15 protein-coding genes are annotated in these 15136 nt (G+C 58.9%); 6 read left to right on the top strand and 9 right to left on the bottom strand.

Going from position 1 to position 15136, the window contains the following annotated elements:
* The first annotated feature begins 146 nt into the window (after positions 1-146).
* Positions 147-1439 carry a serine hydroxymethyltransferase gene (gene glyA / locus DX909_RS13295; RefSeq protein WP_128545659.1) on the top strand — a complete coding sequence of 431 codons (1293 nt, stop codon included), beginning with the start codon at positions 147-149 and terminating at the stop codon, positions 1437-1439.
* Between the two features lie 120 nt (positions 1440-1559).
* Positions 1560-2432, top strand: coding sequence for a twin-arginine translocase subunit TatC (gene tatC, locus DX909_RS13300; protein WP_128545660.1), 873 nt, complete (start codon positions 1560-1562; stop codon positions 2430-2432).
* A gap of 31 nt (positions 2433-2463) precedes the next feature.
* Here the strand turns inward: tatC and DX909_RS13305 are convergent, their stop codons facing one another.
* From DX909_RS13305 to DX909_RS13340, 8 genes are read right to left on the bottom strand one after another with little or no spacing between them, the layout of a single operon-like run.
* On the bottom strand, positions 2464-3927 hold the full coding sequence (locus tag DX909_RS13305; protein WP_128545661.1) for a M20 family peptidase: 1464 nt from the start codon (positions 3925-3927) through the stop codon (positions 2464-2466).
* A gap of 23 nt (positions 3928-3950) precedes the next feature.
* Positions 3951-5282, bottom strand: coding sequence for a DUF58 domain-containing protein (locus DX909_RS13310; RefSeq protein ID WP_128545662.1), 1332 nt, complete (start codon positions 5280-5282; stop codon positions 3951-3953).
* Positions 5283-5311: 29 nt separating this feature from the next.
* A complete protein-coding gene (locus DX909_RS13315; RefSeq protein WP_128545663.1) occupies positions 5312-6286 on the bottom strand; it encodes an AAA family ATPase in 975 nt (324 codons plus the stop codon).
* A 50-nt stretch (positions 6287-6336) separates the two neighbouring features.
* Entirely contained in the window at positions 6337-7530 is a 1194-nt protein-coding gene (locus DX909_RS13320; RefSeq protein WP_128545664.1) for a DUF4350 domain-containing protein, read from the bottom strand.
* Between the two features lie 25 nt (positions 7531-7555).
* Positions 7556-8338: a DUF4129 domain-containing protein gene (locus tag DX909_RS13325; protein WP_128545665.1), complete on the bottom strand. Its 783-nt coding sequence runs from the start codon at positions 8336-8338 to the stop codon at positions 7556-7558.
* Complete coding sequence (locus DX909_RS13330; RefSeq protein WP_128545666.1) at positions 8322-9194, bottom strand: DUF7847 domain-containing protein; 873 nt, start codon at positions 9192-9194, stop codon at positions 8322-8324. The genes DX909_RS13325 and DX909_RS13330 overlap by 17 nt, the downstream gene beginning before the upstream one ends.
* Before the next feature lie 4 nt (positions 9195-9198).
* The gene (locus tag DX909_RS13335; RefSeq protein ID WP_128545667.1) at positions 9199-10083 is read right to left on the bottom strand and encodes a DUF7847 domain-containing protein; all 885 of its coding nucleotides are present in this window, start codon (positions 10081-10083) and stop codon (positions 9199-9201) included.
* A gap of 44 nt (positions 10084-10127) precedes the next feature.
* Positions 10128-11081, bottom strand: a complete 954-nt coding sequence (locus DX909_RS13340) for a stage II sporulation protein M (RefSeq protein WP_128545668.1) — start codon at positions 11079-11081, stop codon at positions 10128-10130.
* Between the two features lie 163 nt (positions 11082-11244).
* Here DX909_RS13340 and DX909_RS13345 point away from each other — a divergent pair, with 163 nt between their 5' ends.
* The 4 genes from DX909_RS13345 to DX909_RS13360 all read left to right on the top strand — a co-directional run bounded on the left by DX909_RS13345 (position 11245) and on the right by DX909_RS13360 (position 14438).
* Positions 11245-11946 (top strand): RDD family protein, encoded by a 702-nt coding sequence (locus DX909_RS13345; protein WP_128545669.1) that lies wholly within the window; start codon positions 11245-11247, stop codon positions 11944-11946.
* 60 nt (positions 11947-12006) lie between these two features.
* Complete coding sequence (locus DX909_RS13350) at positions 12007-13200, top strand: M20 metallopeptidase family protein (RefSeq protein WP_128545670.1); 1194 nt, start codon at positions 12007-12009, stop codon at positions 13198-13200.
* A 57-nt stretch (positions 13201-13257) separates the two neighbouring features.
* The gene (locus DX909_RS13355; protein WP_128545671.1) at positions 13258-13761 is read left to right on the top strand and encodes a SixA phosphatase family protein; all 504 of its coding nucleotides are present in this window, start codon (positions 13258-13260) and stop codon (positions 13759-13761) included.
* Between the two features lie 191 nt (positions 13762-13952).
* A complete protein-coding gene (locus DX909_RS13360) occupies positions 13953-14438 on the top strand; it encodes a hypothetical protein (RefSeq protein WP_128545672.1) in 486 nt (161 codons plus the stop codon).
* Positions 14439-14498: 60 nt separating this feature from the next.
* Here DX909_RS13360 and DX909_RS13365 read toward each other — a convergent pair whose 3' ends face one another.
* On the bottom strand, positions 14499-15134 hold the full coding sequence (locus DX909_RS13365) for a TonB family protein (protein ID WP_128545673.1): 636 nt from the start codon (positions 15132-15134) through the stop codon (positions 14499-14501).
* Between the last annotated feature and the right edge of the window lie 2 nt (positions 15135-15136).

Genomic DNA, 15136 nt, shown 5'->3' on the forward strand with positions numbered 1-15136 from the left:
ACCGCCGGTCTTTTATATTTCGGCGGTTTGCGTCAAAGCCGGGAGCGGATGCTGTGCGGTATGGGTTTTCTCCGTACTTTTGTATCTGTATTGAAAAAATTGTAATCCAATTACTGATAATCAGTCGCTACGGCGAACCGTCTACTATGTCGACTACAGCCATCTCCGTTGCCCGCGACACGCAGGTTTTCGACCTCATCGCGAGAGAGCAGCACCGTCAGGAGTCCGGGATTGAATTGATTGCTTCCGAGAACTTTGTTTCCAAACAAGTGATGGAAGCGGCCGGGAGTGTGTTAACGAACAAATATGCCGAAGGGCTGCCCGGCAAACGGTATTACGGAGGTTGTGAGGTAGTGGACGAGATCGAGCAGCTGGCGATCGACCGCATCAGAGAACTCTTCGGAGCCTCCTGGGCCAACGTACAGCCGCACTCGGGCGCACAGGCCAACACCGCCGTATTTCTGGCCTGCCTGAAACCAGGGGATACCATCCTCGGCTTCGACCTGTCGCATGGCGGACACCTGACTCACGGCTCCCCGGTCAATATCTCCGGCAAGTATTTCCGCCCGACATTCTACGGAGTCGAGAAGGAAACCGGAGTCATCAATTACGACGTCGTGGAGGAAACCGCCCGTCGCGAACGCCCGAAACTGCTGATCTGCGGGGCTTCGGCCTATAGCCGCGACTGGGATTACGTCCGTCTGCGGGCCATTGCCGACTCGGTGGGCGCTCTGCTGCTGGCCGATATTTCGCACCCGGCCGGCCTGATCGCCAAAGGACTGCTGAGCGACCCGCTGGAACACTGCCACATCGTCACGACGACCACTCACAAAACCCTGCGCGGCCCCCGGGGCGGTCTGATCATGATGCGGAACGACTTCGAGAACCCGTACGGCATCAGGACGCCCAAAGGCGAATTGCGGATGATGTCGTCGCTGCTGGATTCGGGCGTCTTCCCCGGCACGCAGGGCGGCCCGCTGGAACACATCATCGCGGCCAAAGCCGTCGCTTTCGGTGAAGCGCTGTCCGAAGACTTCTCCGACTACGCGGCTCAGGTCCAGAAAAACGCCCAGGCCATGGCGAACGCCTTCGTCGGCCGGGGTTACCAGATCATTTCGGGCGGCACCGACAATCACCTGATGCTGATCGACCTCCGCTCCAAAGGCCTGACCGGTAAGCTGGCCGAGAATACGCTGATCAAAGCCGATATTACGATCAATAAAAATATGGTTCCGTTCGACGACAAGTCCCCGATGGTTACCTCCGGGATGCGCGTCGGGACGGCCGCCATGACGACCCGCGGTATGAAAGAATCGGACATGGAGCAAATCGTCGTATATATCGACGAGGTGCTGATGAACCATGACAACGATGCGAAGATTCAGGCCGTAAAAGAGGAAATCAATTCCTGGATGAAAGCATACCCGCTTTATCAATGATTGAATGGTTGAGTTGTTGAGGGACGGTTCGCCGTTGCGATTGAATTGGCTCCGCAGTGCAAGGTTGGCAGCGCACATTCAATCATTCAGCAATTCAATTATTCAACAATTAACTTTTTGATGAATCCTTTAGATCAACAGTTCGATAACGACCTCGACGACGGCAAGGAGATGACCTTCCTGGAGCACCTTGAGGAACTCAGGTGGCATATTGTGCGGGCGGTTGGGTCAATTGCGGTCTTTGCCATTGCCGCATTTATCTTTATCCGGGAAATCTACGACAAGGTGATTCTGGCACCGTCGAAAACCAATTTCTGGACGTACCGGATGATGTGTGAACTGTCGAAGAAGACCGGTTTTACGGACCTTTGCATCGAAAAGCTGAACTTTACGCTGCAAAGCCGCCAGATGGCCGAGCAGTTTACGATGGCACTGACCTCCTCGCTCATGATCGGGCTGCTGTTCGCTTTTCCGTATGCGTTCTGGGAACTGTGGCGGTTTATCAAACCGGGCCTCCGGCCCAACGAGCGCCGGGCGGCCCGCGGGGCGGTTTTCTACGTGACCACCCTGTTCTTTATGGGCGTTCTGTTTGGCTATTATATCGTCTCTCCGCTGGCGATCAACTTTCTGGCCAATTACCAGCTCGACCCCCGAATCGTCAACGAGTTTGATATCAGTTCCTACATTTCAACGCTGGCGACCCTGACGCTGGGCTGCGGGCTGACGTTTCAGATGCCAATCGTGGCCTTCGTGCTCTCCAAGATCGGTTTCCTGACTCCGGAATTTATGCGCGAATACCGCCGGCATGCGCTGGTCGTGATTCTGGTCGTGGCCGCCGTCATTACGCCTTCGCCGGATATTTACAGCCAGATTCTGGTGGCGATGCCGCTGGCGCTGCTCTATGAGGTCAGCATCTGGGTGTCCGGCTACGTCAACCGGCTCCGACTCAAGGAGGAGCAGGAACTGATGCGACGCGACGGATATGAAGATTAACTGAAAAGGGCCGGTTCAGAACCGGCCCTTTTCAGTTCTGGCTGTTTCGGATCAGCGTCACATAAAACCGGATCATGTTCCGGTAGTCGTCGACCGGCATGCGCTCGTTCGTGCCGTGGATGGTCGGGATGCTGGCTTCGTCGGTCAGCATCGGCGAGAAGCGGTACACGTTCGGACAGATTCGCGCAAAATACTTCGAATCGGTGCCGCCCAGCACCAGAAACGGCGTCACCACGACCTCCGGGAAAACACTTTTGATCGTGCGGTGGAGCTTTGTAAAAGCCGGGTCGTCGGGATCGGAGAGGGGCGAAGGCTCCGTACTGGAAGCGCTCATGACCGTCACCTTCACCTGCTCGTTGTCGATCACCTCCTTCACCCGCTTCGTCACGCTCGCGATGCTTTCACCGGGCAGAATCCGGAAGTTGACCGTCGCCGTGGCATCGATGGGCAGGACGTTGTCTTTGGCTCCGGCTTTGAAAATGGTCGGGGCGGTGGTCGTGCGGATCAGCGCGTTGCCGGAATTGGTCTGCCCGATGATCCGCTTGACGAGCGGGGCAAACAGCCAGTCGTTGGCAAACACCAGCCGCTGCCCGAACGACATCTCCGGGCCGGTATAGGCGAACATCTGGGCCAGACCCGCATCCAGCCGGGCCGGAAACGGGTTCTTCTGCAAACGGTCGACGGCCTCGGCCACCATGCCGATGCTGGTCTGCGGGGGCGGCATGGACGAGTGCCCCCCGCTCGCAACGACCGTTAGTTCCAGGCTGACGTACCCTTTCTCACTGATGCCGACCAGCGCAACCGGTTTTTTCAAACCCGGTATGCCGTCGGTTTTGACCGTGCCGCCTTCGTCCAGCACGTATTCCAGATCAATATTCCGTTGTTTGAACGCTTTGGCGATGGCTTCGGCGCCCCGTTTCCCGAGTGTCTCCTCGTCCTGCCCGAACGCCAGATACACTGTCCGCTCCGGCTGAAAACCGCCTTTCAGCAACCACTCGACCGCTTCACTGATCGCCATGACGCAGCCTTTGTCGTCGCGGGTGCCGCGGCCGTAGATGATTCCGCCGTCGACCCGGCCCGCAAACGGCGGTCGCGGCCACATCCGCTCGGTGCCCTGAATCACCGGCACGACGTCGTAATGGGCCATCAGCAGGATGGGTTTCAACGCCGGGTTGCGGCCTTTCCATTCATACAGCAGGCCGTAGCGGTTGAAGGTTTCGAGCTTAAGCCGGCTGTGCATCAATGGAAATGACCGTTTCAGAAAAGCCCCGAAAGCCTCGAACTGGGTGGTATCGGTCAGCGAGTAGTCGGTGAAGGAGACGGTTCGGTAACGCAGGGCCTGGGCAAAACGGTCCACGGCCGAATCGCCGACCGCAACCGGGGGCGCCGGAGCGACGCCGGTCAGCTGCCGCGAAGAAAACCGGAACGTATTGATCACCAGGATAACGGCCAGCAGGAAGAGACCGAGCAGGAACCAGCGGAGAAATTTCTTCATCGTAAATAACAGAGGGTCGGAGTTCAGATCATCCCGCGGGCTTTCAACTCCAGGTACTTATTGACGGTGTCGGCGGTCAGGTGCTGCGGGGCCGTCAGAATGGTCTGAATGCCGTATTGCTGAAGTTCTTTCACGATCAGCTTCTTCTCGTAGTAAAACTTTTCGGCAATCGTCTTCTGATAAATGGCTTCGGTGCTGTCGGCCGGACCGTCCAATAAACTTCTTAATTCGGTATTTTCAAAGAAAACGACGATCAGCAGGTGGTCTTTTGCCAGACGCCGAAGATAAGGCAGCTGCCGGTGCAGGGCGTTGACGGTTTCAAAATTGGAAAACAGCAGCAGCAGGCTCCGCTGGCGGATGTGCGTCCGGACGCTCGTGTACAGGGCCTCATAATCCGACTCCAGAAACCGGGTTTTCTGCCGGTACAGGACTTCCAGAATCTTCTGCATGTGGCCCGGCCGGCGTTCGGCGACTACCGTCTGGCCGATTTTTTCGGAGAACGTCATCAGGCCCGCCCGATCCTGTTTCAGCAGCGCGATGTTGCTCAGGACCAGCGAGGCATTGATGGCGTAATCGAGCAGGCTGAGCCCCTCGAACGGCGATTTCATGACCCGTCCCTTGTCGATCAGGCAATAGACGGCCTGCGATTTTTCCTCCTGAAAGGCATTGACCATCAGGTCGCTCCGGCGGGCGGTGGCTTTCCAGTTGATCGTCCGGACGTCGTCCCCCCGGGTATAGGCCCGCACCTGCTCGAACTCCATGCTGTGACCGATCCGGCGCACCTTCTTGATGCCCAGCTCGGTCAGGCGGTTCGTGATCGCCAGCAGTTCGTATTGCCGCATCTGGAGAAAAGAAGGGTAAACCGCCACCTGCTTGTCCTGGGAAAACTGAAACCGGCGTTTCAGCAGCCGCAGGGGCGTCATGACGTAGATGTTCAGCGCTCCGAAGCCGTATTCTCCCCTTCGGATGGGCCGCAGTTCGTACCGGATGGCAGTGGTTTCGTTGGGGTTAAGGGCGGCCTGAAACAGAACGTCGCGTTTCTGAAACTGGACCGGTATTTCGTCGATTACCTCCAGATGAACCCGGAACGGATAACGGCTTTCGAGGTAGATCGTCAGCGGGTTGTCGTCCCCGTTCGACAGCCGGTCGGGCACCTCCCGGCGGGCAAAAACTGAACTCCGCCCCCGAAAGAGCAGTACGGCTTCCAGCACCAGCACGGCCGCGAGTACCGCCAGCGCCAGCTTTACCGGAGCAAACAGGGCCGGCACCAGATAGGCCGTGATGAACAGCAGGATAAAGCCGGTCAGGGCCATCCAGACGCGTGTGGAAACATACAGGGAGCGGAAAAATCGCACGGCAGCCGGGGAAAATAGTGACAGATAAATTACCGCGGTACCTCGATCTTCTGAAGCACCTGCGCAATCACTTCGTCGGCGGTGCCGCCCTCCATTTCGCGCTCGGGGGTCAGCAGGATGCGGTGACGAAGCACCGGCCCGGCCAGTTCCTGAACGTCTTCGGGCGTCACAAAATCCCGGCCCCGGAGGGTGGCGAGGGCCTTCGAACTGTTCAGCAGCGCCACCGAAGCCCGGGGAGAGGCACCCAGAAAAAGGGATTTATTGCTGCGCGTGCTCTGAACGATCTGCGCAATGTATTCGAGCACTTTGTCTTCCACATGGACCTGATGCACCTGCGACCGCAATGCCTGAAGCTGGCCGGCGGTCAGGGCGGGCTGAACGGCCTCCACGCCGTCGGTGAGGTGACGGCGCTCATGGTGCCCCCGCAGAATGTCGATCTCTTCGTTCAGATTCGGATAGCCGACCACCACCTTGAATAGAAACCGGTCGAGCTGGGCCTCCGGCAGCCGGTAGGTGCCTTCCTGCTCGACGGGATTCTGGGTCGCCAGCACCAGAAACGGCTCTTCCAGCCGGTAGGTGACGCCGTCGTTGGTCACCTGACGCTCTTCCATGACCTCGAAAAGGGCCGCCTGCGTTTTGGCCGGGGCGCGGTTGATCTCGTCGATCAGGACGAGGTTGGCGAAAATAGGCCCCCGGCGGTATTCGAACTCGGTGGATTTCGGGTTGAAGATCGACGTCCCGAGCACGTCGGACGGCATCAGGTCGGGTGTGAACTGGATGCGGCTGAAATCCACCGCGATGGTTTTTGCCAGTAATTTGGCCGTCAGGGTTTTGGCAACGCCCGGCACGCCCTCGATCAGCACATGGCCGTCGGAGAGAAGCGCCGTCAGCAGCAGATCTATGGTGGCCTGCTGACCGACGATGACCCGGCCGATTTCGGTCCGGATGCCTTCGACGGCGGTTTTGAGTTCGGTTAAGTCCAGACGGCTTTCAAAAGATGACATACATTCCGTGATTTAAAGGCAGCGGTCGGCGTTTCACAGCCCCGGTGCGCCTACATTTTAGCGTATTTATAGAAATTTTCAATCAGGCGGTTCAATTCAAGTAAATCATATTCGCTCAGCCGCGACTGCTGCCGGGCGAAAGCGATCCGGCGGAACAGCTCGTGAACGTCTTCTTCCGGCACCCCGCTTTTCCGCGACAGCGCCTGTTTGAACGCTTCGTCCGGGAAGGAGGTATTCAGGCCATATTGCTCCCGCACGAAGGTCAGGAAATACTGAATTTTCTTCTGAGCCAGGTTATCGTGATCCCCCCGCTGGAAATACAGCCGCCCTACCGTCTGCACGAATTCGAGCGAGGTGTTTCTCAGTGGTTCGACCACCGGTATTACCCGCTGGGTGCGTTTCCCGGCAAAGACGGCGTACAGGAGCAGCCCGGCCAGGCTCAGGTAATAGGCCCAGGCCAGGGGCGGGCGGCTCAGGGCATACCGCAGCGTGGATTGTTCGTCCTCGCTGAACCGGCCCTGTTTCTGGTATTCGTCCCAGTAGGTCGGCACCGGGGGCAGGTAGGAAAGCGCCCGGTAGGCGTACTCCTCCGTCGGTCGGTCGAGGAGGTAATAATTCGTGAAGGCCAGCGGCAGGTTGTGGATGTAAATAGCCCCCTTTCCGTAGGTGATCTTCAGAAAGACGGGTTCGTTGCGGGCGTTCCGGCCCAGCACGGTAATGTTTGACGGATTTTTAATTTTCAGATAGTTGCGGCCGTCGTCGTGCCGGAAGTGGTAATCGGCCGGTGATCGCAGGGCAGGGTTGGAGAAATTGACGCCCAGCGTCGTATCGCGGAGGGTCGGCATTTTCAGGTCGGCCGTGAAACCGAGTACCGACGCCAGCGAATCCGGAAATTCGTAGGCCGACAGAAATACCTGGTTGCCCTCCCGAACGTACGTCAGCAGCTTCTCCCGGTCGAAACGGCTGAATTTCACAGCATGGCAGATGAAGATGTAATTGCTCCGGGGCGGCCGCTTCGTGTCCGAAAGATGATTGTAGACCGGCATCCTTACCTGAGTGACCGGCGCCCCGTTCATGACCTCCGGCAACACTTCATACACCACCCGCGCTCCGAACGGAATCCGGTCTTTGTTCATGTAGGTCGGCGTCCAGTCGATGGGTTTCGGGCGGTAGTATTCAAACAACCCGTAGGCCACCAGGGTCAGGACGAAAATGAGGAGGTATCGGTTGGGTTTCAGGACCATGTCGGCATTGGGTCAGGCGGCTTGCTTATCGGTCGGCCGGAGAAGCCTGAAAGGCGTGGTTAAATCGTCGGAACGTCTCCCGCAGTTCAGCGAACTGCTCCCCGGATACCGGAAAGTCGCCGTACCAGACGTATTCGAAGCGGGTCGTCAGCTGCTCGAAATCGGCCTGCAGGGGTGACGCCCCCAGTTCGTAGACGTAGCTGCGGTTGGTCTTGTTCGGCTGCCAGTCGATCAGCCGGCGGTCGGTCAGGTTTTTCAGGGTCCGGAGATACAGCAGCCGCACGGCCAGCCGGTAATTGGCCTGCTGCACGGCCTCGTCGATGGCGGCTCCGAAATCCATTTCATGAATGTTCTCGGTCAAGGTTTCATAGCCCAGGGGACGGCTTCGCGACGCTTTAAAGACAAACCCCAGGATCTGGGCTTTGATCAGCAGCCAGACTGCTCCACCGGCCAGAACCGCCAGGATCACATACTGCCAGAAGTTCTCATACGACTCACTGGCGAAAAACCGGGCGATTTTCCGAAAGAACCAGTTCCAGAACTTATCCCACAGGCTGTCCGTGGGCTGAACATCCTGCCCGTAGTGATAATCCCGGTCGTTGCGGTAGGTATCGAGACGGCCGGGTGCCGGTCGACGGACGCGGACCGGCCCCTGATCGTCGGGAGCCGCCCGGCTCTCCGCCGTCTGCGGGGCCGCCGGCTCCTGCGCGCGGCCGGGTGAGGTAACCAGCAGGAGCAGAATCAGCAGCCCTGCCGGGAGCGCCGGGAAAGCGAGCGTGAGCCGGAAGCGGTCAGAACTCTCCTTCATCCGCTGACTGAGTTTTGGATGGAGCCGTTCCAATGCTTTCGATGGCCGAGAGCATGCCTTTGCCTTCCCGTTTTTCGACGAGGTTGAAATATTGAAAGCCGAGGGCGAGCGCCATCAGAGACGACACCAGGGCGCTGCCCACGGTGCTGATGACGCTGGTCAGGATGTTGACGAAAGTCGGAACTTCGGGCAGAACCTTCATACCGTTCAGGGCGCTCACGACCGCCACCGGCAGGCTGAAGGCGATACCGAGGATGTAGGTGATCATGCTCAGGATGATGATCAGCCCGAACGTCGACCACCAATGGTCGCGGATCAGGTCGAAGCAGCGGCCCATGAACCGGACGGGCGTCTGGTTTTCGAACACCACCACGACCACCGCCAGCGAAAACACGACGGCGAAATAAATACCGGGAAGGAGGAAGAACAGCATCCCGACGAAGATCAGAACGGCGGAAATGAAAGCCGCTCCCAACGCGCCCACGAGCGACTGCTTCACTTCCGACCAGACGTCGGCCACCTCCACCGGCCCGCCCTGCGTCCGGTCGTACACCTTCAGGTGGCCGTAGACGGTGAGGTAAACGAACAGGGTCGTCAGCAGGGAGAAGAAAATGGTCAGGAGCATCACCACGCCCCCGCTTCCGGGAGCGATCACCCCGAAATAGTCGTCACCGATCCGCGTGCCCCGGCTGAAAATTTCCGACAGCGGCATCAAACCCGATCCGATGCCGGCCAGCAGCGCCACCGGTCCGGCGATGGACAACAGAGCCGCTCCGAGACTGCGGGCCTGCTGTACGGCGTACTGAAAGGTTGCGTTGATCTTCTCTCCGAAGTCACGCTGTTGAAAAAGAATCATAAAATCAGGTGGTTACGTCTTCCTGAGAAGCGGTGTCGGAATGGGCCCGGGTACCGATGCTTTCAATGTCGTCGAGCAGACCGGTGCCCTCTTTCAGATCGAGCAGATGAAAATAATGCAGGGCGATGGCCATATGCAAGGGGGCGGACACCAGCGACCGGATCAGGATCAGCAGCGACTGGGAGAGGATGAACAGAACCGGGTGGATCCGGGCAGTTCCGGCCGTCAGCAGCCCCAGCGGAATCCCGATGCCGTTGGAGAGGACGATCTGGATCAGGAGCATCACCAGCAGCAGCCCGCCCGTTTCCCACCAGTGGCCGCGAACGAGTTCGAAACACCGGCGGATGGCCTCGCCCGCGCTTAGGTCCTCCCGCATGACGACGATCGTCCCGAGCGACAGCACCACCGCCAGATAAATACCCGGCACGAACAGAAACAGGGCGCCGGCCAGGACCAGTACGAACGATGCGACCGAGGTCAGAAACACCTGCAGAAAATCGACTTCCAGCCACGACCAGATGCCTTTGACGGTGATTGGCTCGTCGGGCCGTTCTTCGTAACTCAGCAGATGCCGGTAGACGACCATCGCCACCAGCAGGTTGTTGAGCAGCGTGAAAAACAGGATGGCCCAGAACGACGGAGCGGTATAGCTGAAGCTGAGAACGCCCCAGCCTCCCAGGCCGGTCCTGCTGTACCGCCGGTGAACCAGCGAATCGACCAGGCCTGTCTGGAATATTCGGGTAGCGATACTGGTAGCCAGCGCCAGGGGACCGGCAATGGCCAGGATGGCCAGACCCAGCGAGCGGTAATGCCGTACGATGTACTGAAAGGCGGTGTTGACCTTCTGGCCGAAATCGCGCTGGCGGTGGAGTTGAAAAGAGCCATTCATATCAGGTGTGGTTGGGGCCGGCCGGAAACGTTTCCAGCCCGGCCTCAGGTTTTCTTTCCGAGCCGGATCGGATACAGGATAAAGTACCAGATGATAAAAGCCGCCGAAGCCAGGATGATGGCCAGACTGGCGGCCGGGGGGAGCGGCAGGCGGGTCACGAAGCTTTCGAGGAAGCCGGCGGAGATGAAGATCGGAACCAGCCCGATCACGATTTTCAGCCCCTGTTTCGCCCCCCGCCGGAACGATTCCAGCCGGGAATACGTGCCGGGGAAGAGCAGGCTGTTGCCGAGCGTCAGACCGGCCGCCCCCGCAATGACGATGGCCGAAATTTCCAGCGTTCCGTGAATCCAGACCGTCAGCAGGGCTTTGGTCAGCAGGCCCCGTTCATAAAAGAAATACTGGAAGGCACCCAGCATGATGCCGTTCCGGAACAGCACCGTAAGCGTGCCGAGCGAAGCAAAAAGTCCCATTACGAAGGCCATGAACGCCACCCGGATGTTATTGATCGTGATGCCCAGAAACATGGTGGCTTGCCCTCCGCTTTTGTATACTGCCAGCGGGTCGCCCTTGCGGATGTTTTCCAGCGTCATATTGACGTAGTCGTCGCCCAGGATCAGCCGGACGAACGTATCGTCATTGGCCGCCGAAACCCAGCCCAGTGCCCCGGCCACCGTAAACACCACGAACGACACCAGCAGCAGCCGGTGCGACTGCCGGAACAGCCGCGGAAGTTCATATTTCCAGAAGCTCACAAACCGGCCGCGTTCCTCGCGCTTGTTGTGCATCAGCCGCCGATGCATCCCGGAGGTCAGCCCGTTGAGGTAGCGCGTCACCGGCGAGTTGGGGTAAAACGTGCGGGCGTAGGAAAGGTCGTCGGTCAGCTCGATGAAGTGTCCGGTCAGCACGTCGGGGTCCTGGCGGTCGCGGGTGGTCGCCGGTGCATTTTCGATTTCCTTCCACTTATCGGTATTTCGTTTGATGAAAACAGCTTCCCGCATAACGATCCTGAGGCCGGTGATGGCAGAGACATAAATTGGCAGATTCTGCTATTATTTCAAAGATCAGGAAGCAAAAGCAGCGAAAATTTTGAAATTTTGTAATCGGTCGGGGCATTCCTCCGGTGGAAGCTCCGGCCAGACATCCACTTTAACCAACCCGGTTTTGAGCGTTGCCATACAAACCTCCCAGAACGTTACGCTGGAATATGAACCGGCCAGCCTCGGCGACCGGATTCTGGCGACGCTGATCGATTACCTGATTTTTCTGGCCTGGATGATTGCGTTCTTTCTCATCTACGGCCAGCTTCAGGGTTCCGCCCGGAGCCAGGTGTGGATTTACCTGCTGCTGTTGCTGCCGTTCATGCTCTACGACCTGGTTTGCGAGGTGATGCTGAACGGGCAGAGCCTCGGCAAGATTGCCATGAAAATCCGGGTCGTCAACCTCGACGGTTCGCAGCCGGGTCTGGGTGCCTATCTGCTGCGGTGGCTGCTGCGGCTGATCGAATCGCCCGCGTTCATGGGCGGGCTGGTGGCCCTGATTACCGTGGCGGTCAACGGCAAAGGCCAACGGCTAGGCGACATTGCCGCCGGAACGACCGTGGTCAAACTGGACCGGCCGGTTTCACTCGAACACATTGCCTACCGCGAACTGCCTCCGGATTACCAGGTCAGTTTTCCGGAGGTGACCCGGCTTTCCGACCGCGACCTGAATGTCGTCCGGGAGGCCCTCCGTCGAAACCAGCCCGGCATTCTGGCACTGACGGCCGACAAGGTAAAGACGGTTCTGGACGTGCAGTCGGCGCAGGACGACCGCTCGTTTCTTCAGACTATCGTCAACGACTATCAATATCTGGTCACCCGATAACGAAGCACCGAAAAGCTTCGCCGAAAACGGAAAAAGCCGGGCGCAGGCCCGTATCATTCTATGCAGGAACAGATCAAAGCATTAGCCCGGCAGTATGCCGCCGATGCCATCGCCAACCGGCGGCACCTTCACGCTCACCCGGAACTGTCGTTTCATGAGTTCAATACGGCCCGGTTCGTGGCCGAACACCTCAAAGCCATCGGCCTGACCCCGCAGGAAGGCGTCGCCAACACCGGCGTCGTGGCCCTGATCGAAGGCCGCAACCCGGAGAGCCGCGTCGTTGGGCTGCGGGCCGATATGGACGCGCTGCCCATCCACGAAGCCAACCAGGTCCCGTACAAGTCGACGGTCGAGGGCGTCATGCATGCCTGCGGGCACGACGTTCACACGGCTTCGCTGCTCGGCACGGCCCGGATTCTTCACCAGCTCCGTGACCAGTTCGAGGGCACCGTCAAGCTGGTGTTTCAGCCGGCGGAGGAAAAGGCGCCCGGCGGGGCTTCCCTGATGATCAAGGACGGCGTGCTGCAAAACCCGGCTCCGGCCAGCATGATCGGCCAGCACGTGGCGCCCAACATTCCGGTCGGGAAGATCGGCTTCCGGGAAGGCATGTATATGGCCAGCACGGATGAACTGTACATGACCGTGAAGGGGAAAGGCGGCCACGGGGCCATGCCCGACCAGCTCATCGACCCGGTGGTCATTGCGTCCCACATCATCGTCGCCCTGCAGCAGATCATCAGCCGCAACCGCAAGCCGGCCAACCCGTCGGTGCTGTCGTTCGGGCGGTTCATCGCCGACGGCGTTACCAACGTGATTCCCAACGAGGTAAAGATCGAAGGGACGTTCCGCTGCATGGATGAGGAATGGCGGGAAGACGGGCTGCGCCGGATGAAAAAAATGGCCGAAGGCATGGCCGAAGCGATGGGCGGACGCTGTGAGTTCGAAATCCTGCGCGGCTATCCGTTCCTGAAAAACCACCCCGAACTGACCCGCCGTCTGCGGTCGGCCGCTACGGATTTCATGGGGCCGGAGAACGTCATCAACCTGGACCTGTGGATGGCCGGCGAAGATTTTGCCTTCTACTCGCAGGTGGTGGACTCGTGTTTTTACCGGCTCGGCACCCGTAACGAAGAACGCGGCATCGTCTCCGGCGTCCATACCCCGACCTTCGACATCGACGAGTCGGCGCTGGAGATCGGCTCCGGCCTGATGAGCTGGCTGGCCGTGGAGGAACTCCGGATGGGCGCCGTCTGACCGTCGGTCAGGACTGGCCATTCCGGCCATCAGCATCACCCGTAACTATTTTTACGTATGAGAAACATTCTGATTGGATTCCTGCTGGCGGGGCTGTCGGCCTGCTCGACCTCGACGGTCTACATCGTCCGGCATGCCGAGAAGCGGAACGACACCGACACCAGCACGCTGACCCCGGCGGGCTCGGAGCGGGCGCAGGCCCTCGCCGAACGGCTGGCCGGCCGGAACATCGACCTCATTCTGACGACGCCCTATGCCCGGACGCGACTCACGGCGGCACCGCTGGCAAAGCAGCGAAACCTGACTACCGGAACGTATCCGGCCGGCCCGCCGACGGCGGTGGTAAAGCAGTTGGAAGAAGCCGACGCGAAGAATATTCTGGTGGTCGGGCACAGCAACACGATCCTGGAAATAGCGAAAGCACTGGGAACTAACCCCTCCCGGCAGAAAATCGAGTCCGGGGATTTCGACAACCTGCTGATCGTAACGGTCCGCAAAGGTCTGTTTGGCCAGTCGGTAGACCTGAAGGAAGAGACGTACGGCACGCCGACGGCCCCCTGACCAGCGGCCCGTTTTGCCCTCCTGCGTCGGGACGACAGGGGAATCGGGCGGAGAAAGGGAAGGGGTGCTAAACGATGACGGAAACCGGATGGACCCGCGGCAGGGCCGCCGGCATTCGGCACAATTTTTGGCGATTAAAATAGTTACCAGTTAATAGAGTCAGTTAATTAATAATCGTAGTGAGTAGACTTATGAGTACCCGATTTGTGCGCTTGTTCTTGGTTTTCAGTATGTTGTGGTTTGCCGGGGCCGGCTTCTGCCAGGCTCAGGAGACGGAATCCGAGCCGACTTCTCCGCCGACGCCCACCGGTTCGACGTTTCCCAACCGGTATACCGGGCGTCAAATCATTCTGGCGGTAGGTTCTTCGGCCGACCGACCTGAATACCGCCTGCTCGACAACGGATTGCTGTTCTACCGCGAAGGCTCCGAAGGGCCGTTCAAACAGCTGGGTCAGAAGCCCAAAGCCACCATCCAGCAGGCCTTTGCCGCCCTGGAACAGGAGTGTAAAATTAAGACCGCCAGGGTCGAAGCTCCCGCGCAGCCCGACACCACCCTCGTCTGGAAGAAGGCCAAAACCGAGTACAGCGTCGCCTGGGAGCGGAAAAATGCTCCGGACGCCTACGCGAAGTTCGTCGAAACCTTCAAGGATCTTTTTTCCAAAAAAACAACGAAATAAAAAAGCCCCGGTTGATGAAGCCGGGGCTTTTTGCTTCCCTGACGGGAGCTTTAGCGGAGGTCACAGCTGAAACCGGATCGGCATTCTGAATTTTACATTGACCGGTTTCCCCTGGATCCGGCCCGGGGTCCAGTGCGGCATGTCATAAACCACCCGCAGAGCCTCCGCATTGACTTCAGGGCTGAGTCCTTCCAGAATCTGAGCGTCATGGAGGCTGCCGTCCGTCGCCACGATGAACGTTACGAACACTTTTCCCTGAACGCCGTCTTTCACCGCTTTTTCCGGGTAATTGAGGTGATCCGACAAATACTCGCCCAGGGCTTCCCAGCCGCCCGGAAAACCGGGCAGGTCATCCACGACCGTATAGACCTCACCCACGGGACCAATCCTTGAAAGAGCCGACAAACCCTGGGCGACGGCTTTCTCCGTTGCCTTGTCGGCGGCCGCCTGCGTCGGTTCGGCTTCCTTCTGAGTGCACATCAGCAGCAGAACGGCCAGGGGGAACACGACTCCGTAACTCACCAGCCGCCACCGGCCGGATTTCGATTTCTGTAACATAAGAATACGCTGTTTAAGGGTGGATGAATGAAAAAAGGGGGTTACCAACGGTGCTGGGTTCGGACCGAACACCCAGGCCGTCAGCCGGTCGTCCAGTTGGTGCCGGCGACGGGCGAAATAGGAAAACAGGCTGGTCATGA

The sequence above is a fragment of the Larkinella soli genome (assembly GCF_003703975.1).
GTDB lineage: Bacteria > Bacteroidota > Bacteroidia > Cytophagales > Spirosomataceae > Larkinella > Larkinella soli.

Excerpts from the sequence above, each read along its gene's own strand:
- DX909_RS13315 (WP_128545663.1), bottom strand. The coding sequence starts at position 6,286 with ATGTCATCTTTTGAAAGCCGTCTGGACTTAACCGAACTCAAAACCGCC.
- DX909_RS13320 (WP_128545664.1), bottom strand. The coding sequence starts at position 7,530 with ATGGTCCTGAAACCCAACCGATACCTCCTCATTTTCGTCCTGACCCTG.
- DX909_RS13365 (WP_128545673.1), bottom strand. The coding sequence starts at position 15,134 with ATGACCAGCCTGTTTTCCTATTTCGCCCGTCGCCGGCACCAACTGGAC.
- DX909_RS13335 (WP_128545667.1), bottom strand. The coding sequence starts at position 10,083 with ATGAATGGCTCTTTTCAACTCCACCGCCAGCGCGATTTCGGCCAGAAG.
- glyA (WP_128545659.1), top strand. The coding sequence starts at position 147 with ATGTCGACTACAGCCATCTCCGTTGCCCGCGACACGCAGGTTTTCGAC.
- DX909_RS13330 (WP_128545666.1), bottom strand. The coding sequence starts at position 9,194 with ATGATTCTTTTTCAACAGCGTGACTTCGGAGAGAAGATCAACGCAACC.
- DX909_RS13350 (WP_128545670.1), top strand. The coding sequence starts at position 12,007 with ATGCAGGAACAGATCAAAGCATTAGCCCGGCAGTATGCCGCCGATGCC.
- DX909_RS13340 (WP_128545668.1), bottom strand. The coding sequence starts at position 11,081 with ATGCGGGAAGCTGTTTTCATCAAACGAAATACCGATAAGTGGAAGGAA.
- DX909_RS13360 (WP_128545672.1), top strand. The coding sequence starts at position 13,953 with ATGAGTACCCGATTTGTGCGCTTGTTCTTGGTTTTCAGTATGTTGTGG.
- tatC (WP_128545660.1), top strand. The coding sequence starts at position 1,560 with ATGAATCCTTTAGATCAACAGTTCGATAACGACCTCGACGACGGCAAG.
- DX909_RS13355 (WP_128545671.1), top strand. The coding sequence starts at position 13,258 with ATGAGAAACATTCTGATTGGATTCCTGCTGGCGGGGCTGTCGGCCTGC.
- DX909_RS13305 (WP_128545661.1), bottom strand. The coding sequence starts at position 3,927 with ATGAAGAAATTTCTCCGCTGGTTCCTGCTCGGTCTCTTCCTGCTGGCC.
- DX909_RS13325 (WP_128545665.1), bottom strand. The coding sequence starts at position 8,338 with ATGAAGGAGAGTTCTGACCGCTTCCGGCTCACGCTCGCTTTCCCGGCG.